Here is a 19,605-nt window from a genome sequence, read left to right as displayed (position 1 = left end):
GTTCGCGCGGACCACCGCGCCTGCCCGCGACTATAAACCGGGCCCCGTTCAGAACAGGTATGCGGGCACTCAGTACTTCAGGCGGAGCTCTTCAACCTGCGGCTGCAGGCGGGCATACCAGTCCTGGAACTCTTCCTCGGTGATCTCCTCGGGCGCGTAGACCGCGATCTCATCCCAGGCGTGATCGGTCGGCAACGGCTGCCGCGGCCCGGCGCGCAGGGTGTAGGTCACGCCCTCGTGGTCGAGCACATCGTCGGCGGTCTCGCGCTGCTGGCGGGCAACGCCGGTTTCGCTCTTGAGCAGAATCACCTGGTACATCCGTATCTCCATCGCTGTTGAAAGAAGCGCTGATGGCGCTCCGGCCCAGCATAGCGCCGCCCACGCGGCCGGAGCATGACGCATCGACAACGCAGCGTTCTCGACGCCGCACTCGCCCCGGCTTCACCCGGCCGTGGCAGCGGCCCCGGCATCGTGGGATCGCACTCCCACCAGCGTTCACCCATGACCACACAGCCCGATCTGAAAACCGTTCCCGACCTCAAGCTGCCGCGTTACCTGGGCACCTGGTACGAGATCGCCCGCCTGCCGATGAAGCATGAGCCGGAAGGCTGCACGGATGTGTCCGCGCATTACAGCCTCAAGGACAACGGCCACGTTGCCGTGGTCAACCGCTGCCGCATGGGCAACGAGATCGAGGAAGCCGACGGCGAAGCCTGCCCCGTGGACAACGACACCGCGCGGCTGGAGGTCAGCTTCCTGCCCAAGGGCCTGCGCTGGCTGCCTTTCACCAAGGGCGACTACTGGGTGATCCAGATCGCACCGGATTACAGCGTCTCGCTGGTCGGCAGCCCGGACCGCAAGTTCCTCTGGCTGCTCTCGCGCACGCCCACGCTGGACCGCACCACGCAGGAGCACTATCTGGCCCAGGCGCGCCTGCAGGGCTTCGACCTGACCGACCTGATCCAGACCCCGCACACCGGCCACCCCACCGCCTGAGGCTGCCATGGATCTGAAGAGCGGGTATCCGTTCTGGGCCGTGCGCAACGGCCTGATGCATGCCTTCCCACCGCTGGAGAAGGATCTCAACTGCGAGGTGCTGGTGGTCGGCGGCGGCATCAGTGGCGCGCTGATTGCGGATGAGCTGTGCGCGCACGGCCATGATGTGGCGCTGATCGAACAGCGCGACATCGGCTGGGGCAGCACCGCGGCCAGCACTGCATTGCTGCAGTATGAGATTGACACGCACCTGATCGACCTGGCCCAACGCTACGGCGAGGACGCGGCGGTGCTGGCCTATCAGGCCTGTGCCGAGGCGATCCCGGCCATCTGCAAGGTGGCCGCGCCGTTCCGCGATGTGGACTGCCACCGCATGGCCAGCCTGTACTACGCGAGCAAGCGCGGGCACCAGGCCGTACTGGCCGAAGAGTGCGCACTGCGTGCCAAGCACGGCTTCGATGTGCGCTGGCTGGACAGCGAGGCGGTCCAGGCCGAGTACGGCATCCGTGCACCGGGCGCGATCCTCAGCGCGCTCGCCGCACGCATCGACCCCTACCGGCTCACCTACCGGCTGCTGATGCGGCTGCACACGCGCGGCTGCGGCGTCTACGACCGCACCGTGCTCGATACGCTCACCCCGACCCCGCGCGGCGTGACCGCCACCACCCTGGGCGGCGCGCGCATCCGTGCCCGCCATGTGGTGCTGGCCACCGGCTATGCCGGGCAGCGCTGGTTGAAGCCCTCGGTGGCCCGCAACCGCAGCAGCTACGCCTTCATCACCGATCCGATCCATCCGGACCTGCTCGGCCCCCTGCGCGAGACCATGGCATGGGAATCGGCGCGGCCGTATCTGTACCTGCGCAGCACCGGTGACCACCGGCTGCTGATCGGCGGCGAGGACGATGCCATCGATCTCCCGGCGCGGCGCGACCGCCGGGTGGAGAGCAAGACCGTCACGCTGCTCAAGAAGACCACCCAACTGTTCCCGCACCTGCCGCTGCAGCCGGCCTTCTCCTGGGGCGGCACCTTTGCCGAGACCCACGATGGCCTGCCGTTCTTCGGCCCGCACCCGCAATGGGGGCCTCGGGTGCTGTTCGCGATGGCCTACGGCGGCAACGGGATCACCTACTCCATGATCGGGGCCGGGCTGCTGCGCGCGGGCATCGAGCGGCGCCGGCATCCGCTGGCAGAGCTGTTCGGATTCGGCCGGTTGCGCTGAGTTCCCCTTGCAACCCACGCCATGACAGGCATCATTCAAACTATGCCTGCTAGCGTCAGCGCTGTCGGCCGTCCCGCCTGTCTGCTCCGGAGCCTCTCATGATCCGCCTGCTTCCCCTGCTGCTGTGCCTGTCCCTGCCCGGTGTGGCGCTGGCCCAGTCTGCGGCAGGCGCCACCGGCCCGCAGTCCTCGACCGGGCTGGATCTGAGCATTCCCGATGCGCCCATGCAGTACTTGAGCGATCAGTCCCTGCGCGGCGATCCGCCGGGCACGTTCTACGGCGATCGTACCGGCCGGCGTTCAACCGATCGTGCGGCCAACGGCATCGCCCACGTGACCGACGACAAGCTGCGGGTCAACGGCAGCCTGACCACCGGCATCGGCTACTCGGAGAATTTCGGCAATACCCACTACAACGCCGCCGAACTCAACCTGAGCAAGAACTACACCAATGACGAAGGCAACACCCGCAACGTCAACATCAACATCCGGGTGAGCGAAGGCAAGGGCCCTGGCTTCTACGGCCCCTATGGTGCGTACGGCTATGACGGCTTCGACGGTTACGGTGGCTACGGCCGCGGCCCGGGCTATTGGGATTACCCCTCGCGCTGGTAAGCGCGGGATACTTCAAGCGGACATGCGGACGGCCGGGGAAACCCGGCCGTTCGTGCATCCAGCGCGCGGTGGCGCGCTGGAATCAATCCCACCAGCCATCACGCTTGCTGGCGAGCACGCGGCCGTCGTGGCCACTCATGCGCACTTCCACGCGCTGGTTGCGGGCGTTGCGCGCATCCAGGGTCCAGGTCGCGCCATCGCGCTCGATCGACTCGATCTGCGTCAACCCGGCCTTGCCCGCCAGCGCCAGGATCTGCCCGGCGTCCAGCACGGCGCGGCCATCGCGCGGATCGAAGATCTCGCCCTTGGTGTCATCGATGATCACTTCATCGACAGTGCCGTCCTTGCGGGTCACGTCCGCTTCCCACACGCCATCGTCGTGCTCCAGCTCATGCACCTGGGTGTAGCCGGCCGCGCTCAGCTTGGCCTGGACCTGGGCGGCCGACAGGTTGGCGGCAAAGGCCGGAGTGGCGAACAGCGCAGCGGCCAGGGCGGTAGCGGCAATCATCGTCTTCATGGGAATCCTTGAGGGGGCACCGGTCCATTCCGGCACCGCCAGTCTGGCCACCGCCCCTAACCGGACCATGAGGGCGACTGTTAGATACTGTTTAGACAGCCCCGGTATACCGGTGCCCTGCCCTTTGCCCTGCGTGCCCGCATGTCTGCCCTGTCCCTGATGCTGCCCCTGCTGCTGACCCTCGCCCCGCAGGACCCGATGCGGGTCCTCGACGGTGGCAGCCGTCAGCAGGACAGCGTTCGCCAGGCGGTGCGCCAGGGTCGCTTCGTGCCGCTGGAGCAGGTGGTCGCCGACGCATTGCGGCGTTATCCGGGCAAGCTGATCGAGGTGGAACTGGATGACGGGAAATACGAGATCGAGATCCTTGGCCCGGATGGCGTGGTGATGGAGTTGGATTACGATGCCGCCACCGGCCGCCTGCTGAAGATGGAAAAAGACTGATGCGCGTGCTGCTCGCCGAAGATGACGCCCTGCTCGCCAGCCGATTGCAGACGCTGCTGGAAGAGGCCGGCTATGTGGTCATCCACACTGCGGAGGGCCGGGATGCCGAGTACCAGGGGCAGATCGAGGACATCGCCGCAGCCGTGGTCGATCTGGGCCTGCCGGGCCTGGACGGGCTGAGCGTGATCGAGCGCTGGCGCCAGGCCGGGCGCGACTTCCCGGTGCTGGTGCTGACCGCCCGCGCCCGCTGGCATGACAAACTGGCCGGTTTCGATGCCGGCGCCGACGACTACCTGACCAAACCGTTCCAGCCAGAAGAGCTGCTGCTGCGCCTGCGCGCGCTGATCCGCCGCAGCGCCGGCCACGCGCATCCGCGCCTGCAGTGCGGCCCACTGGTGCTGGACGTCAACGCCGGCCGCTTCGAGCTGGACGGCGCGCCGCTGGCACTCAGCGCGCAGGAGCACCGCATCCTCAGCTACTTCATGCATCACCCGGACACGGTGTTGAGCCGCTCGCGGCTGGGCGAGAACGTCTACGAAGACGGCTTCGATCCAGACTCCAACACGCTGGACGTGCTGATCGGCCGCATCCGCCGCAAGCTCGGCAGCGAGCTGATCCATACGCACCGTGGCCAGGGCTTCCGCCTGTCGGCAACGCCATGACCACCGGCTCGCTGCGCACCCGCCTGCTGGTGGCCGGTGGCCTCGGCCTGGTGCTGGTGTCGGCCTTGGCAACCTGGTGGTTGGGTGCGATGTTCGAGCGTTCAGCGCGGGCCGCGATGGATGAGCGCCTGGGCAACGATCTGATCGCGGTACTGGCACTGGCCGAAAGCGATGCCAACGGCCAGCTGCAGTGGCGCGACACGCTGGCTGACGAGCGCTACCGCCGCGTGTTCTCCGGCGACTACTGGCAGGTGCTGGACCAACAAGGCCGCGCGCTCGGACAATCGCGCTCGCTGTGGGATGACGCGCTGGCCGCACCCACCGCGCTGCAGCCGGGACCGGCCAAGGCCTTCGATGCTCCCGGTCCGCTGCAGCAATCCCTGCGCGTGCTGGCCCAGCAGGTCACCCTGCCCCGCGCCGCCGCGCCGGTGATCGTGATGGTCGCCACCGACCGCAGCCCGCTGGATGCCCAGGTCGCCAGTTTCCGGCAGCGCACCGCGCTCGCACTGGCCGTGCTCATCGCCGTGTGGTTCGGCGTACTGGTGACCCAGGTGCATTACGGCCTGCGGCCCCTGGCCGAGCTGGGCCGCATTGCCGGGCAGGTCCGCAACGGCGAGAACGTGCGCTTCCCGCAGCAGGGCCTGGTGAAAGAAGTCGCGCCGCTGGCCGTCCAGCTCAACGCGCTGCTCGACCATCATCAGCGTATGGTGGTACGCGCACGCCGCAGCGCCGAAGACCTCGCGCACGCGCTGAAGACGCCGCTGACCGTGCTGACCACCGAGGCCGAGGGCGACGGCAGCGACTGGCGCCAGACCCTGCGCAGCGAGACCGCGCGCATGCAGGCCAGCATCGATCGTTACCTCGCTGCAGGCCTGGGCGCCGACAGCCAGCAGCGCACGCCGGTGGCGCCGGTGGTGAGCGCGCTGTGCGGGCTGATGCAGCGCGTGCATGCCGCGCGCGGGCTGCGTTTTACGTGCGACAGCGACACCGCTGGGGTGTTCGCCGGCGCGCGCGAGGATCTGGAAGAGATGCTGGGCAACCTGCTCGACAATGCGGGCAAGTGGGCCAGTCACGCAGTGCGCGTGGAGGTGGCACCACGGGAGGGTCAGCTGCGCATCACGGTGAGTGATGACGGTCCCGGGCTTCCTGCGGAGCAGCTGCAGCGCGTGCTGGAACGCGGCGTGCGGCTGGATGAGCGCGCGGCCGGGAGTGGGCTGGGATTGTCGATCGTGGCGGACATCGCCGAGAGCTATGGTGGGACGCTGGTGCTGGCCAACGCCGCGCCAGGATTGGAGGCGACGGTAACGCTGCCGGCGGGGTAATCCGGCTGCCGCTGCACGTCATCCACGCATGGTGTGGGCCTACCTGCCAGCGTGCATCCACCAGCAATCAATGGCATCCAGCACGATGTGGATGATCAGACCGATGCCGAACAGGCGCGTCTTCTTCGGTACACACAGCCCCGCATACACCGCGATCGCCGGTGCGGTGTGCAGCGGATGGAAACCGATGCTGCAGCGGTTCGGGGCGTAGATCGGGTCGGCCAGCAGGTGGTCCAGATCGATGATCCAGCCCAGCAGCATCAGCACCCAGGCGGACATGAAACGCTTGCGCCAGAACATCCACGCCAGCACCGCCGGTACGGCCGCATGCAGGAACAGATGAAAGATCGCGCGGGCGCTCATGCCGGTGTCGGGTGCCTTGGAAAGACCGCCGGGCAATGCCCGGCGTTATGGACAGCCAGGTGAGGCCCGAAGGCCGTCACCCGTCGCCACTGGCTTACGCCAGCGGTTCGTCGGACAGGTACGTGTAGCCGGTCAGACCAGCTTCCAGTGCCTCGGACAGTTCCTGCGCGCGCTCGGGCGAGAGCTTCGCCGCCGCCACGCGCTCGGCGTAGCTGGCGCGCAGATCGGCCAAGCTGTAGCCCACGTAGTCCAGCATCACATCGGTGGTATCACCGCGGCGCTGCTGAGTGATCGCGTAGCCATCGGCATCGGCCAGCACTTCCACCGCGTCGGTGTCGCCGAACAGGTTGTGGATGTCGCCCAGGATTTCCTGGTACGCACCGACCAAGAAGAACGCGATGCGGTAGCTCTCACCGGACTTCAGCGCATGCAGCGGCAGCGACGTGTCCAGGCTTTCGTTCTCGACATAGGTTTTCACCATGCCGTCCGAATCGCAGGTCATGTCCGCGATGATGCCGCGGCGCTCGGGCTGCTCGTTCAGGCGCTCGATCGGCACGATCGGGAACACCTGGTCGATCGCCCAGGCATCCGGGATCGATTCGAACACGCTGAAGTTGACGAAGTACTTGTCGACCAGGCGCTCGTTCAACTCGTCCAGCGCCGGGCGATGGCTCTTCTCGTCATAGCTCAGGCGGGCACGCACGGCATGGGCTATGGCGTAGAACAGGTCGTCGATGCGGGCGCGCTGCGGCAGGTCGATCTGGCCCAGCGCGTAGCTGGACAGGCCTTCGGCATGGAAGTGCTGCGCTTCCTGGAACAGCTCCACCGCCGGGCGCTCGTCGAGCTCGGCGTGGATTTCGCGCAGGTGGCGGATCGCCGCCGGCTCGTCGTCGTGCTGGTCCGGCACGCGGCCTTCCTGCGCCTCTTCCACCTCGGAGACATTGGCGATCAGCACCGCGTGGTGCGCGGTCATCGCGCGGCCACACTCGGTGACGATCCGCGGCGGGGTCAGACCATGCTCTTCGCAGGCATTGGCCAGCGGCTGCACGATGTTGCTGGCGTAGGAGTTCAGGCCGTAATTGATCGAGCAGAAGCTGCGCGAGCGGGTGCCTTCGTAATCCACACCCAGCCCACCGCCGACGTCCACGTGGGTGATCTTCGCGCCCAGGCGCGAGAGCTCCACGAAGTAGCGGGTGGCTTCGCGCATGCCATTGGCGATGTCGCGCACGTTGGAGATCTGCGAGCCCATGTGGAAATGCAGCAGGCTCAGGCAATCGGCGTACTCGGTATCGCGCAGCGACTTCCACAGATCCAGCAGCTGGCGCGGCGAAAGACCGAACTTGGCCTTGTCGCCACCGCTGTTCTGCCACTTGCCCGCGCCCAGCGAGGCCAGGCGCATGCGCACGCCCAGACCCGGCTTCACATCCAGCGCCTTGGACTCCTCCAGCACCAGCTTCAGCTCGGAGGGCTTCTCGATCACGATGAAGGTCTGCAGGCCCAGCTTGCGGCCGATCAGGGCCAGGCGGATGTATTCGCGGTCCTTGTAGCCGTTGCAGACGATCAGGCCACCCGGGCGCGACAGCGCCAGCACAGCCATCAGCTCGGGCTTGCTGCCCGCTTCCAGGCCGAAGCCCTCACCGTGATGACTGGCGAGCGTGCCGGCCACGCCACGGTGCTGGTTGACCTTGATCGGGTACACGGCGGTGTAGCCGCCCGGGTAGTCCCAGTCGGCCTGCGCCTGCGCGAACGCGGCCTGCAGCTTGCCCAGGCGCTGGCCCAGGATGTCCGGGAAGCGCACCAGCAGCGGCAGCTTGGCGCCGGCCTCGCGGGCAGCGTCCACGATCTTGGGCAAGGACACCACCGGGCCGTCCTGGCCAGTCGGTCTCACCACCATGTGTCCTGCCTGATCCACGTCGAAGTAACCATCCGCCCAATGCGGAATCGAGTAGGTCTTGCGGGCTTGGTCGAGGGACCAATCGGTCATTTCAGTGGGCCTGGTTGGTAAAAAAGGGGGTGCATGATAACGCCTATGTGGCGACAGCTCCGTTATCATGCGCGCCCGCGCCCGTGCTCAGGCTTGAAACCTGAACGGGCCAACCCGTCCGGACGTGGCTTGCGCCACGCGGCACCGCCGCCAGCCCGGCTCCAACACCCTTCCGAACAGGACTGCTGCTCCATGACTGACAACAACAACTGGTACATCGAACACTTCGAGCGCACCGGCTCGGCCATCGGCTACCGCCTGACCGGCAAGCTGGATGAAGTGCAGTCGCCGTTCCAGAAGATCGAGATCTTCGCGACCACCGACTGGGGCAACCTGATGACCATCGACGGCGCCATCATGTTGACCAGCAAGGACAACTTCTTCTATCACGAGATGATCAGCCACCCGGTGCTGTTCACCCATGCCGCGCCCAAGCGCGTGGTGATCATCGGCGGCGGCGACTGCGGCACCCTGCGCGAAGTGCTCAAGCACGCCGGCGTGGAGAGCGTGACCCAGTGCGACATCGATGAGCAGGTCACCGTGATGGCCCGCAAGCACTTCCCGGAGCTGTGCGATTCCAACGACGACCCGCGCGCCGAGCTGATGTTCGACGACGGCGTGGCCTACATGGCCAACTGCCCGGCCGGCAGCGTGGACGTGGTGATCGTGGATTCGACCGATCCGGTCGGCCCGGGCGAAGGCCTGTTCAACAAGGCGTTCTACGAAAGCTGCTTCAAGGCCCTGAAGGATGACGGCATCCTGGTGCAGCAGTCCGAATCGCCGCTGATGCAGCTGGACCTGATCAACGAAATGCGCGCCGAGATGGGCAAGGCCGGCTTCGGCTCGTTCAAGACCCTGCCGTTCCCGCAGCCGTGCTACCCGACCGGCTGGTGGAGCGTGACCCTGGCCCGCAAGGGCGAGAGCAGCTTCGATTTCCGCCAGGCCGATTCGGCTGGCAAGTCGTTCGATACGCTGTACTACACCGCCGCGCTGCACACCGGTGTGCTGGTGACCCCGCCGTTCGTGGCGGCAGCCCTGAAGGGCTGATGCGTCAAGCGTCGGTGTCGATCGTTGCCGCGCTTCGCGCGGTCAGCCGACCAACGGTCGGCTCTACCGGTCGGCTCTACCGGTCGCCTTCGGCCCGGGTGTTGATCGGCCGGCCCCGGCAATGAAGGGGTAGGCACCGACCGTTGGTCGGTGCGCCCTGAAACCGCGATGCATGCGGACAAACAAAAAACCCGCGCTGGCGACAGCGCGGGTTTTTTGCGTTTCCGGTAGTGCCGGCCGCTGGCCGGCAACCCCATGAACCCCTGGCCTCAGATCGCCCAGATCCCGGCAATCACGGCCAGCACCAGGCCCCACTTGATCACCTGGTAGGCGACCACGCTGCGCTCGCGCAGGGCCTTGGCCTTCAGGCGCACCTTGTAGACGCTGCCGAAGGCCTTGTTGACGCCACCGGTCGGGTCACCCGGCAGGTTCGGCGAAGCACCACCGGCCAGCAGCGTGGAGGCCACCGCGCGGTTGAACAGGCCCGGCAGGCCGAAGCGCAGCGGGCGGGCGATATCGCAGAACAGGATCACGCGGTCGTCCGGCGTCTCGTTGTGCGCGTGGTGGATGTAGGTCTCATCGAACATCATCCACTCGCCATCACGCCAGCTCTTCTTGATGCCATCCACCACGATGTAGCAGCCATCGTCGTTCGGCGTGGCCAGGCCCAGGTGCAGACGCAGCGAGCCGGCGAAGGGATCGCGGTGCGGGCGCAGTTCGCTGCCCGAGGGCAGCTGGGCGAACATCGCCGCACGCACGTCCGGCAGCGATTCCAGCAGCGCGGTGGTCTTCGGGCACAGCGCCTTGGCCGACGGGTGCGAGGGGCCGTACCACTTCAGGTAGAAGCGCTTCCAGCCGCGGCGGAAGAACGAGTTGAAGCCGGCATCGTTGAAGGTGCTGGAGGCGGCGATCTTGTCGGCATCGCGCAGGGCCAGCGCTTCGTCGCGGATCATCTGCCAGTTCTGGCGCAGCGGCTCGAGCTGCGGAAATTCCTTGCCCGGATCCAGAAACGGCGTGGTCGGCACCTTCGAAAACGCGTACATGATCACATTGATCGGGGCCATGAAGCTGGAGTGGTCCAGCAACTGGCGCGACCAGCGTGCACGCACTTTGCCGCGGTAATGGATGTACAGCACGCAGGCAATGAACAGCCCTGCCAGCACGATCTTGATCATCAGTCTTCCTCCGGCATGGCCGGACCCGAAATAGTGGGGGCGATGCACGGCAGGCACCGGCATCGATACGGCGGCAATGGGCGGGGACGTGCCGGGGTGGGGCGGCCGCCAATGTCGCGAGCAACAGCGTATGGTCGGCAGCGCCCGCGTCGCGGTCAAGCGCGGGCTGGGCGGCATTCAGCGCGGCTTGGCTGAACGGACCGCCTAGACTGTCCCGATGCACGGTCCTGCCGCCCCCGATCCCTATCCCGCACTCAGCCAAGCCTACCAACGGTTTTTCGACCCGGTGGCCGGTGCTGTGCCGCCACGTCCGGAGCGCAGTGAAGGTCCCCTCGGCGGGCTGCAATTGGACCGCCATGGCCCGGCCGATGCCGCGCTGAGCGTGGTGCTGGTGCATGGCGCCGGCGGTTACGGGCGCATGTTTGCGCCACTGGCACAACGCCTGGCGGTGGCCGGCCATGAGGTATTGGCCCCCGATCTGCCGGGCTACGGGCTCAGCCCCGCGCCCTGGTCACAGGTGGACTACGCGGCATGGAAGCGCACCCTGCTGGCGCTCATCGAGGCCGAATACGCACAGCGCGCGCGCCCCTTCGTCCTGCTCGGTGCCAGCATCGGCGGCTACCTGGCCTATCTGGTCGCCGCCGAATCGCCTTGGGTGCGCGGTCTGGTGGCCACCACCCTGGCCGACCCGCGCGATCCCGACGTGCAGGCTGCACTGGTGCGGCAGCCCTGGATGCGTCGGCTGCTGCCTGCCCTGCGCCCGGTGAGCCGGCTGACCCGCGGCCTGCGCGTGCCGGTGCGCTGGTTCACCCACATGGAGCGGATGTCACGCGATCCCGCGCTGTCGGCGCTGGTCTGCCGCGATCCGCTGGGCGGCGGCAACCGGGTACCGCTGGGCCTGCTCGCGTCCTTGTTCGACACCCCGCCAGCCGTGGAGCCCGAGCAGTTCACCCGCTGCCCGGTGTTGATGGTCCATCCCGCGTGCGACGCGTGGACGCCGGTGCAGATCAGCGATCCCTTCTTCGAGCGGCTGGCCGCGCCGCGCCAGCGGGTGCTGCTGGAAGCATGCGGTCACTTCCCGATCGAACCGCCTGGCCTGGACCAGTTGCGTGACGCACTCCTGCCGTTCCTTCGACGCGTTGCTCAATCGCCCGCTCTCCAAGCAACTGATTGAGAACGAAATTATTCCAAACGATACAAGATTGTCCGCTTCAGCGTGACGAACTGTTCCACGCTGGGCGACGACATTTCTCCGACATCATCTGGATTCGTGTACTGGCGAGTACTAAAATTAACGAAATCTTTAGTTCCCCACAGTAAGCAGCACCGGTACGCCTGACGCATTGCGCCGACCGCCGGGTCGCACAGACCCCTATGAACACAATTGTTGCCCCGTGTGTCGATGACACCGCCCCCGCCGAACTGCTCAAGCGCGGCGAACGCCTCCTGGAACCTGACGTCTACCGGACCTGCCTCAATGGCCAGCCCGCAGTGGTCAAGGATTACACCCGGTATCGCGGCACCCCGCTGTCGCCGATCGCCCGCCTGCTGGTCCGCCGCGAGGCGCGCATCCTGCAGCGCCTGAGCGGCTGGAAGCACGCCCCGGCCCTGCTCGGCACCATCGGTGGCCTCGCGCTGGGCATGGAGTTCATTCCCGGCCAGACCCTGAGCGCGGCCCAGTCGGTCGGCATCGAGGTGTTCGAGCAGCTGCAGTACGCGCTCACCCGCCTGCATGCCGCCGGTATTACCCACAACGATCTGCATGGCACCAACGTGATGGTCAGCGGTGGCGTACCGGTGCTGGTGGACTTCACCTCGGCCTGGCGCAGCCCGCGCTGGCTGCCGGTGCACCCGGTCTCACGCCAGCTGCGCCGCAGCGACATGAAGAACCTGCTGAAGATGCGCCAGCGCCTGACCGGCGAGCGTCCCAGCGCCTCCGAGGCGGCCCAGGTGGCCGACCCGCGCTGGGTGGCCGGCGTGCGCGTGGCCTGGAAGCGCTTCTACCGCTGGTTCAAGGGCCACGCCTGATCGAGGGTGCCACCGGGAAAGCCGGCGCGGGTTACAGCGCGTCGGCGTCCAGCTCACCGGTGCGGATGCGCACCACGCTGCCCAGGTCGTACACGAAGACCTTGCCGTCGCCGATCTTGCCGGTGCCGGCGGCTTTGACGATGGCTTCCACCACCTCCTCGACCTGATTGTCGACGACGGCCACTTCGATCTTCACCTTGGGCAGGAAATCGACCACATACTCCGCCCCGCGGTAAAGCTCGGTGTGGCCTTTCTGCCGCCCGAAGCCCTTGACCTCGGTGACCGTGATCCCAGTGACGCCGCGCTCGGCCAGTGCTTCGCGCACGTCGTCGAGCTTGAACGGCTTGACCACCGCCATGACCATCTTCATCCGTCTGCACTCCTGTGTTCCAGGCTGCGAGGATAACGCCTGTCCGCCGGTGAACGCGATGCGCGCGGTCCGTGCCGCCGGCAGCGTGGCGGCTTATCCTTGGCGTATACCCCGCGGAGCCGCAGCATGATCGACCTCAACCACCTCGATGACCTCGCCCGCCGCCTGAGCGACATGGTCCCACCGGGCCTGCGCCAGTCGCGCGAAGAACTGCAGGCCACCTTCAAGACCGCGCTGCAGGCCGGGCTGGGCAAGCTGGACCTGGTGACCCGCGAGGAGTTCGACGTGCAGCGTGCCGTGCTGCTGCGCACCCGCGAGAAGCTGGAGGCGCTGGAGAAGGCGGTGGCCGAGCTGGAAGCGCGTGGAGCGGCTGCGCCCCGCGAGTGAGGCAACACCAGGATCTGCGGAGGCGGCAGCGGCTGCCCTCCATCCACGATGCGACAAGGATGTCTGAATGAGTGAACAAGGTTCCCAGATGCTGGCTATCGCCGGTGCCTGCCTCGCGGCGGTGATCGTCGCACTGTGCCTGATGCGGTTCATGCGTATTGACGGTGTGCGCTCGCGCAACGCCTACCGCATCGTGTTCTCCGGGTTGGCTGCCCTGCTCGCACCGACATTGATTGTCGCAGGCCATGGTGTTCTGCCTGCTCCATTCATCGCCTGCATACCTGTCCTGGCGTTCAACCTGACGTCCATCAGCGAACTGAAGCTGGGTGCGCTCGGCCTGCTCGCCATCGGCGCAGGCAAGGGTACCGGGGAGATGTGGGTCTTCACCCTGCCGACCCTGCTGGTGTTTGCACTGATGATGGCGTTACCTTGGTCCCGCGCAAAGCCGCGCTGCAGCGGCGCAGGCGATTAACGCGCACGATTACACGTCCTGCAGCACGAACCGCTCGATCGCCAGCGCCACGCCATCTTCGGCGTTGGTCGCCGTCTCGAAACGCGCCGTCTGCTTCACCGCCGGAATCGCGTTGCCCATGGCGACACTGGTGCCGGCGAACTGCAGCATGGTCAGGTCGTTCTCCTGATCGCCGACCGCCATCACGTTGGCGCGGTCCACGCCCAGATGCGCGGCCAGCTTCTCCAGGCTCGGCCCCTTGCCGGCGCGGTGATCGAACACTTCCAGGAAAAACGGCGCGCTCTTGAGCACTGCGAAGCGGTCGGTCAGCTCCGACGGCAGGCGCTGGATGGCGGCATCCAGCACGTCCGGCTCATCGATCATCATCAGTTTGATGAACTGCATGGCCGGGTCCATATCCGCCACCCGGCGATACGACAGCGGCACGTTCGACAGGTGCGAATCGGCCACTGTGTAGTGGCTGATGTCCTGGTTGGGCGTATACATGCGCCGGCCATCGAGCGCCTGGAAGTGGATACCGAGTTCGCGTGAGATCCGCTCGCAGAACACGAAGTCCTCGAAACTCAGCGGAAACTCGATGACGCGCTGGCCGCTGCCGATGTTCTGCACCACCGCGCCATTGCAGGCGATGCAATAGTCCTGCTCGCTCTCGATCCCCAACTGCTGCAGGAACGGCGCCATCCCCGACACCGGACGGCCGCTGGCCAGCACCACCTGGACGCCCTGCGCGCGGGCGCGGGCGATGGTCTGCATCACCCGGGGCGTGAGCGTGTGGGACGGATCAAGCAGGGTCCCGTCCATATCGATGGCGACCAGTTCGATGGGGCCGGAGCGGTGGTGCATATCCATGGTGTTCGACGGCGTGGTGCGTGGGGGCATCCAGTCTAGCGGCAGTGCCGGACACGGGGGCGGCGATTGCCTACTCCACGGCACGGCAAGTGCTGATGGATCGGGCGCTACGTGTGCTGCCATTGTGCTCGGCATGCCGCAGACCCCGGAAACAACCGCATGAGCCTTGCGCTGGTGCACAGCCGTGCCCGCGCCGGCGTCAAAGCGCCGGCCGTACGGATCGAGGTATTCCTGTCCGGCGGGTTGCCGCATACCCAGATCGTGGGGCTGCCTGCCGCCGCCGTGCGGGAATCGCGTGACCGCGTGCGTGCCGCGTTGATCTGCGCGCGGTTCGAGTTTCCGCAGCGGCGCATCACCATCAACCTGGCCCCGGCCGATCTGCCCAAGGAGGGCGGGCGATTCGATCTGGCCATCGCACTTGGCATTCTCGCCGCCAGCGGTCAGATCGATGCGCGGTCCCTGGACAAGTACGAGTTCCTCGGCGAACTGGCCCTGACCGGCGAACTGCGCGGTGTCGACGGCGTCCTCCCTGCGGCGATCGCTGCCGCCCGGGACGGCCGCAGCCTCATCGTGGCCGCTGCGAACAGCGAGGAAGCCGCGCTGGCCCAGCACGCCGACGTACGCGTCGCCCGCACCCTGCTGGAGGTCTGCAGCGCCCTTGAAAGCGGCACGCTGCCTCCGGCCGTGGCGGCTGACCCACTGCCGGCCGGCATTCCCGACCTGCGCGACGTGCGCGGCCAGCTGCAGGCGCGCCGCGCGCTGGAGGTCGCGGCGGCCGGCGGGCATCACCTGTTGCTGCTCGGCACGCCCGGCTGCGGCAAGACCCTGCTGGCCTCGCGCCTGCCCGGCATCCTGCCCGCGGCCAGCGAGCTTGAAGCACTGGAAGCGGCAACCATCGCGTCGTGCAGCGGCCAGGGCATTGATGCGGGGCGCTGGCGGCAGCGGCCCTACAGAGCGCCGCACCACACAGCCAGCGCCGTCGCGCTTATCGGGGGCGGCTCACATCCTCGCCCTGGCGAGATATCGCTGGCACACAACGGCGTCTTGTTCCTGGATGAACTACCGGAGTGGAGTCGACACGCGCTGGAAGTCATGCGCGAGCCGATCGAATCCGGGGTTGCCGTCGTCAGCCGTGCGGCGCGTACCGAGCGTTTTCCTGCGCGGTTTCAGCTCGTTGCGGCGATGAACCCCTGCCCCTGTGGCTGGGCCGGGGATCGCAGCGGGCGCTGTCTCTGCACCGAGGAGGTCATCCGTCGCTACCGCGGGCGGGTTTCCGGGCCGTTGATGGACCGCATCGATCTGCATGTGGAAGTGCCGCGGCTGGACCCGCGCGAGCTGCGTGATGACGCCCCGCTCGGCGAGGACAGCGCGAGTGTTCGTGCCCGTGTGGTGGCCGCGCGGGAAGTGCAGCTGCTGCGAAGTGGCAAGGCCAATGCACAGCTGCTTCCGTTCGAGCTGAGTGAGCATTGCCGGTTGTCACCGGAGGATCAGCAATTGCTGGAGGATGCTGTGGAACGCTTGCAGCTGTCGGCGCGCTCGATGCATCGCATCCTGCGGGTGGCGCGGACGTTGGCGGATCTGGGGCACGCGGAGGAGATCAAGACCGCGCATGTGGCGGAGGCGATCGGGTATCGGCAGTTGGATCGGGGTGGTGGCGTGTAATGCGAATGCCTCCGTGACCGCAGAATCTCCAGCCAACCAGCAGAACCGTCGTCAGTGCCGAGTATCGCCTCAACGGCTGGCACGGTTGGAAAGTGTTATCGCCTGACTTACTATCCGCGCTCGCGCCTCCCCGCTGACGCATTCAACACCAGCCGACAGGCGACTCGGCGTCACACCGTGGGCGATGCGCACAGCGAGAGGCGCGCCGGGTCAGATGTTTCATAGGCATGACGACCCGGCCCGGTCACCCGGTTTATCAATCATGGACAGTTGGAGTTTCAAGGACGTATATGGGGCGATCACGAGCAATTGATGACCTGCGTGGCTGGATAACGCATGCCGAGCAGGAACTCAACCGCCAGGCCACGTGGCTGAGCGACATGGGCCATGGCAGTGCGCTCCGTCATTGGCACGCGGTACTGTCGAGCTCCAAAGCGGTCGATCTTCTTTCAAGCGCCGGCTTTCTTGCAGAGGCCGTGCTGGCCGGTCGACTTGCAGGTGAGCATCTGTTCGCCATGGCCGCCACGCTCAAGGATCGAACAGCAAGCGCGAAGATGGCGGGCAGCTCATTGAAGGACGTCGACAGGGCGATCCGGATGGCGCGCGACGATCGCCACCCGATCAACCCGCACAGCGTTGCGCTGGCGGGAGAAATCGACGCCTCACCGCGCTTGGACACCGATCCTGAGCATGTCTTCAACGGCCAACGTGAGATCGCAGAGAGAGCCGGCCTTCTGGCGATCTACGGTACCCGATACAGCGTGATAGCGGCCATGGCCGACAACGCCAGCTTCATCGCCGTAAACCTCCAGGACATGATGCAGGACGTACTGGATGTGACAATCGATGCCGTCACCGAGTTTCTTCAGCAGAGCTGTGCCGAGGCTTCGGCAGTTATTGCCAAAGGTATCGCAAGCGAGACCTGCCGCTGACCCACCGTTGAGATGATTTCCACGCACATGCAAGGAGCATGTATGCAGCACGCTGGCTCACGCATCGAGATCGACGTGTCGTACCAGCTCTCGGAGTACCGGCAGTTGCTGCATGACGTCATCGCGATGGACATGGCGACCGGGAACGCGCAGACCAATCCTGCCAGCCCCTGGAACTGGCCGATCGTGCAGAAGGTCGTCCTGGCCACTATGGTCCCGCCGATCTTTGCCTGGAAGATGCTCCGCGTCGGTCGCTGTGCGTTCGTCTTCAGTGCGGCTGGCCTCTCGCGCACGAGCAAAGGCAGGACTGCCTTTCGAACGTGGGACCAGGTAAAGCATGTGCAGCGGTTGCAGGCGGCTTATCTCATCGAACTGGTCGAGGGCGGCGCGATGTCCATCCCTTTCCGGGAGATGGACACGGCGCAACGCCAGCAGTTTGAGCGTCTGCTGGCATCTGTGCCGGTGGTGATCCTCAAACCAGCTCACTGACGGATTGGCAGCTACGTCAGTAAGCCCGCTGCGGCCCCACCGGCACGATCCCCGACGGATTGAGATGCCGATGGCTCCCGTAATAGTGATGCTTGATGTGCTGGAAGTTCACCGTATCCGCCACCTCGGGAATCGCCATCATCCGCGCCACGAACGCATGCAGGCCAAGGAAATCCGCAATGCGCCGCACGTTGCACTTGAAGTGCACGTAGTACACTGAGTCAAAGCGGATCAACGTCGTGAACAGACGGATATCGGCGTCGGTCATGGCATCACCCACCAGCCACGCGTGTTGCTGCAGTCGCTCGTCCAACCAGCTGAGCGTCTCGAACAACGGTCCAACAGCCTCTTCGTATGCCTGCTGCGTTGACGCAAAGCCCGCCTGATACACACCGTTGTTGACGGCGGCATAGACGCGTTCGTTGACCGCATCGATCTCAGCACGCGATGCAGCCGGATAGAAGTCACCGGCTTTCGCGCCCAGCCCGTCATAGGCGGTGTTGAACATCCGGATGATATCCGCCGATTCATTGCTGACGATCGTCCCGCGCTCGCGATCCCACAGCACCGGCACGGTCACCTTGCCGGTCATCCCAGGTTTGGCGGCCGCATACAGCTCATGCAGATAGCGTGCACCGCGTTCGGGCTCCGGCGTCACCTGCGGGCCGGGCTCAAACGTCCAGCCCTGATCCCCCATGTGCCAGTTCACCACCGACACGGGCACCAGATCCTTCAGCCCTTTCAGCGCGCGCACGATCAGCGTGCGGTGTGCCCACGGGCAGGCGAGACTCACATACAGGCGGAACCGCCCTGGCGCTGCTTTTACGCCAGCCTCTCCGTTCGGACCCGCACGGCCATCGGCGCTCAACCAATCGCGGAAGGTGGACTCCTCGCGCTTGAAGTGACCGTCCTCATCGGCGGCTCCTGCAGTTCCTTCCTGCCATGTTCCATCGACCAGCATGCCCATCGCGGGAGTACTCCTGTGATAGTGGTGTGTGGTGTGTGCCGATGGTGCGTCTCGGCATCGATGCATCGTTGTAGCAAATGCAGCTGCAATGCCCGGTGATGGGTGGCCGCAATCGGCCTGTGGTGCATCGGGTTCATCATTGAGACACACGCACGTGCGGCAGAATGTCCATGTATCTACGTGAGACTTACACCATCATGCGTATCCACCAGATCGACCTTCCCGTGTCCGATGTCGCCGCCACGGTGGCGTACTTCCGCGATGAGCTTCAGTTGCCGATAGACGAGGCGGCCGTGCGTATCGGCTGGAGCACCCTGCAGCTGCAACCCGCAGGATCGAACCCGGTCGGCGGTGTGCACCTGGCGTTCAACGTACCGGCCAATCGCTTCGAAGCGGCCACCGACTGGCTCAAAGCACGCGCCACTCTGCAGCGCGATCTGAAAGGCCATGACCACTTCACCTTCGATGGCCGCTGGGATTCGGAGTCGATCTACTTCACCGGGCCGGACGGCCTGATCCTGGAGTTGATCGCGCGGCGGCGCCTGCCTGCCGGCGCGCGTCAGGGGGAGTTTCATGGCAGCGAGATGACCTGCATCAGTGAGGTTGGCCTGCCCGCTGAAGACGTGGGCGAGGTGCAGGCAAAAGCACAGAACGCCTTCGGGCTGGTGCCGTTGTCACAGCCGACACCGCACTTCGCACCCCTCGGCGATGACGAAGGCCTGTTGATCGTGGTCGATGCCACGCGCCGCTGGTTCCCCGAGCAGAAAGTGCTGCCGAATGCGCGCGGCATCCACGTGGTGCTGCATGACGTGGTGCCGGGTGCGGTGGTCGAAGACGCAGCACTGGGCTGGCACCTGCGCTCGGCCTGAGCAGGCCCGGACGAACGAAGCCCCGCCGGAGCGGGGCTTCAGTTCACACAACAGCCAGCTGGGCTCACTCTTCCTCGTCCTGCTGGCCGCCCTGCTGCTGGTTCTGGTTGCGCTGCTGCTGTTCCTGCTGCTGTTGCTGCTGCTGGTCGCGACCGCGTTCGGCCTGCTCACCGCGCTGATTCGGGTTCTGCTGGTTCTGCTGAGCCATCTCGATTCTCCGGTTGCCGCAAACGGAATGTC

The 19,605-nt window shown here is 66.1% G+C and carries 24 protein-coding genes; 15 read left to right on the top strand and 9 right to left on the bottom strand.

Annotated features, from left to right (window positions below; genetic code table 11):
- Positions 1-69 precede the first annotated feature (69 nt).
- Complete coding sequence (locus tag ABE463_RS07080; RefSeq protein ID WP_121040674.1) at positions 70-318, bottom strand: hypothetical protein; 249 nt, start codon at positions 316-318, stop codon at positions 70-72.
- Positions 319-501: 183 nt separating this feature from the next.
- Between ABE463_RS07080 and ABE463_RS07075 the strand changes: the two genes are divergently transcribed.
- From ABE463_RS07075 to ABE463_RS07065, 3 genes are all read left to right on the top strand, one after another.
- Positions 502-996, top strand: coding sequence for a lipocalin family protein (locus ABE463_RS07075; RefSeq protein WP_259258804.1), 495 nt, complete (start codon positions 502-504; stop codon positions 994-996).
- A 7-nt stretch (positions 997-1,003) separates the two neighbouring features.
- Positions 1,004-2,215, top strand: coding sequence for an FAD-dependent oxidoreductase (locus ABE463_RS07070; protein WP_346467669.1), 1,212 nt, complete (start codon positions 1,004-1,006; stop codon positions 2,213-2,215).
- Positions 2,216-2,313: 98 nt separating this feature from the next.
- Positions 2,314-2,829: a hypothetical protein gene (locus tag ABE463_RS07065; protein ID WP_123729934.1), complete on the top strand. Its 516-nt coding sequence runs from the start codon at positions 2,314-2,316 to the stop codon at positions 2,827-2,829.
- A gap of 82 nt (positions 2,830-2,911) precedes the next feature.
- Here the strand turns inward: ABE463_RS07065 and ABE463_RS07060 are convergent, their stop codons facing one another.
- Entirely contained in the window at positions 2,912-3,346 is a 435-nt protein-coding gene (locus ABE463_RS07060) for a PepSY domain-containing protein (RefSeq protein ID WP_259258801.1), read from the bottom strand.
- 198 nt (positions 3,347-3,544) lie between these two features.
- On the opposite strand from ABE463_RS07060, the gene ABE463_RS07055 reads away from it, so the two are divergent.
- The 3 genes from ABE463_RS07055 to ABE463_RS07045 are packed head-to-tail and all read left to right on the top strand — an operon-like array spanning position 3,545 to position 5,771.
- Positions 3,545-3,787 (top strand): PepSY domain-containing protein, encoded by a 243-nt coding sequence (locus ABE463_RS07055; RefSeq protein WP_310443479.1) that lies wholly within the window; start codon positions 3,545-3,547, stop codon positions 3,785-3,787.
- Positions 3,787-4,449 (top strand): response regulator transcription factor, encoded by a 663-nt coding sequence (locus ABE463_RS07050; protein ID WP_259258799.1) that lies wholly within the window; start codon positions 3,787-3,789, stop codon positions 4,447-4,449. Before ABE463_RS07055 ends, ABE463_RS07050 begins: the two co-directional genes overlap by 1 nt.
- Complete coding sequence (locus ABE463_RS07045; RefSeq protein ID WP_346467668.1) at positions 4,446-5,771, top strand: sensor histidine kinase; 1,326 nt, start codon at positions 4,446-4,448, stop codon at positions 5,769-5,771. Before ABE463_RS07050 ends, ABE463_RS07045 begins: the two co-directional genes overlap by 4 nt.
- Before the next feature lie 39 nt (positions 5,772-5,810).
- On the opposite strand, the gene ABE463_RS07040 is transcribed toward ABE463_RS07045, so the two are convergent.
- Both ABE463_RS07040 and speA read right to left on the bottom strand, forming a co-directional pair.
- Positions 5,811-6,134, bottom strand: coding sequence for a DUF6122 family protein (locus ABE463_RS07040; protein WP_121040688.1), 324 nt, complete (start codon positions 6,132-6,134; stop codon positions 5,811-5,813).
- Positions 6,135-6,228: 94 nt separating this feature from the next.
- Entirely contained in the window at positions 6,229-8,118 is a 1,890-nt protein-coding gene (speA, locus tag ABE463_RS07035) for an arginine decarboxylase (RefSeq protein ID WP_346467667.1), read from the bottom strand.
- Positions 8,119-8,310: 192 nt separating this feature from the next.
- On the opposite strand from speA, the gene speE reads away from it, so the two are divergent.
- Positions 8,311-9,165: a polyamine aminopropyltransferase gene (gene speE, locus ABE463_RS07030; RefSeq protein WP_346467666.1), complete on the top strand. Its 855-nt coding sequence runs from the start codon at positions 8,311-8,313 to the stop codon at positions 9,163-9,165.
- Between the two features lie 269 nt (positions 9,166-9,434).
- Here the strand turns inward: speE and ABE463_RS07025 are convergent, their stop codons facing one another.
- Complete coding sequence (locus ABE463_RS07025; protein WP_346467665.1) at positions 9,435-10,340, bottom strand: aspartyl/asparaginyl beta-hydroxylase domain-containing protein; 906 nt, start codon at positions 10,338-10,340, stop codon at positions 9,435-9,437.
- A gap of 217 nt (positions 10,341-10,557) precedes the next feature.
- On the opposite strand from ABE463_RS07025, the gene ABE463_RS07020 reads away from it, so the two are divergent.
- Together ABE463_RS07020 and ABE463_RS07015 are read left to right on the top strand one after the other, a co-directional pair.
- Complete coding sequence (locus ABE463_RS07020; protein ID WP_346467664.1) at positions 10,558-11,514, top strand: alpha/beta hydrolase; 957 nt, start codon at positions 10,558-10,560, stop codon at positions 11,512-11,514.
- A gap of 200 nt (positions 11,515-11,714) precedes the next feature.
- The gene (locus ABE463_RS07015; protein ID WP_121040694.1) at positions 11,715-12,368 is read left to right on the top strand and encodes an RIO1 family regulatory kinase/ATPase; all 654 of its coding nucleotides are present in this window, start codon (positions 11,715-11,717) and stop codon (positions 12,366-12,368) included.
- Positions 12,369-12,399: 31 nt separating this feature from the next.
- On the opposite strand, the gene ABE463_RS07010 is transcribed toward ABE463_RS07015, so the two are convergent.
- Positions 12,400-12,738, bottom strand: coding sequence for a P-II family nitrogen regulator (locus ABE463_RS07010; protein ID WP_070472404.1), 339 nt, complete (start codon positions 12,736-12,738; stop codon positions 12,400-12,402).
- 126 nt (positions 12,739-12,864) lie between these two features.
- Here ABE463_RS07010 and ABE463_RS07005 point away from each other — a divergent pair, with 126 nt between their 5' ends.
- Both ABE463_RS07005 and ABE463_RS07000 read left to right on the top strand, forming a co-directional pair.
- Positions 12,865-13,125, top strand: coding sequence for an accessory factor UbiK family protein (locus tag ABE463_RS07005; RefSeq protein ID WP_346467663.1), 261 nt, complete (start codon positions 12,865-12,867; stop codon positions 13,123-13,125).
- Positions 13,126-13,192: 67 nt separating this feature from the next.
- Positions 13,193-13,597 (top strand): hypothetical protein, encoded by a 405-nt coding sequence (locus ABE463_RS07000; protein WP_346467662.1) that lies wholly within the window; start codon positions 13,193-13,195, stop codon positions 13,595-13,597.
- A 9-nt stretch (positions 13,598-13,606) separates the two neighbouring features.
- Here the strand turns inward: ABE463_RS07000 and yidA are convergent, their stop codons facing one another.
- Entirely contained in the window at positions 13,607-14,446 is an 840-nt protein-coding gene (gene yidA, locus ABE463_RS06995) for a sugar-phosphatase (RefSeq protein WP_346467661.1), read from the bottom strand.
- A 159-nt stretch (positions 14,447-14,605) separates the two neighbouring features.
- On the opposite strand from yidA, the gene ABE463_RS06990 reads away from it, so the two are divergent.
- The 3 genes from ABE463_RS06990 to ABE463_RS06980 all read left to right on the top strand — a co-directional run bounded on the left by ABE463_RS06990 (position 14,606) and on the right by ABE463_RS06980 (position 17,529).
- Positions 14,606-16,108, top strand: a complete 1,503-nt coding sequence (locus ABE463_RS06990) for a YifB family Mg chelatase-like AAA ATPase (RefSeq protein WP_346467660.1) — start codon at positions 14,606-14,608, stop codon at positions 16,106-16,108.
- Positions 16,109-16,335: 227 nt separating this feature from the next.
- Entirely contained in the window at positions 16,336-17,040 is a 705-nt protein-coding gene (locus tag ABE463_RS06985) for a hypothetical protein (protein WP_346467659.1), read from the top strand.
- Positions 17,041-17,082: 42 nt separating this feature from the next.
- Positions 17,083-17,529 (top strand): YcxB family protein, encoded by a 447-nt coding sequence (locus ABE463_RS06980; RefSeq protein WP_346467658.1) that lies wholly within the window; start codon positions 17,083-17,085, stop codon positions 17,527-17,529.
- Positions 17,530-17,545: 16 nt separating this feature from the next.
- On the opposite strand, the gene ABE463_RS06975 is transcribed toward ABE463_RS06980, so the two are convergent.
- The gene (locus tag ABE463_RS06975) at positions 17,546-18,496 is read right to left on the bottom strand and encodes a glutathione S-transferase family protein (protein WP_346467657.1); all 951 of its coding nucleotides are present in this window, start codon (positions 18,494-18,496) and stop codon (positions 17,546-17,548) included.
- 197 nt (positions 18,497-18,693) lie between these two features.
- Between ABE463_RS06975 and ABE463_RS06970 the strand changes: the two genes are divergently transcribed.
- A complete protein-coding gene (locus tag ABE463_RS06970; protein WP_346467806.1) occupies positions 18,694-19,365 on the top strand; it encodes a VOC family protein in 672 nt (223 codons plus the stop codon).
- Positions 19,366-19,429: 64 nt separating this feature from the next.
- On the opposite strand, the gene ABE463_RS06965 is transcribed toward ABE463_RS06970, so the two are convergent.
- Complete coding sequence (locus tag ABE463_RS06965) at positions 19,430-19,573, bottom strand: hypothetical protein (RefSeq protein ID WP_346467656.1); 144 nt, start codon at positions 19,571-19,573, stop codon at positions 19,430-19,432.
- Positions 19,574-19,605 lie beyond the last annotated feature (32 nt).

The organism is Stenotrophomonas sp. TWI819 (assembly GCF_039673075.1).
GTDB lineage: Bacteria > Pseudomonadota > Gammaproteobacteria > Xanthomonadales > Xanthomonadaceae > Stenotrophomonas > Stenotrophomonas rhizophila_B.
This window is presented reverse-complemented; position numbering and strand designations above follow the sequence as displayed.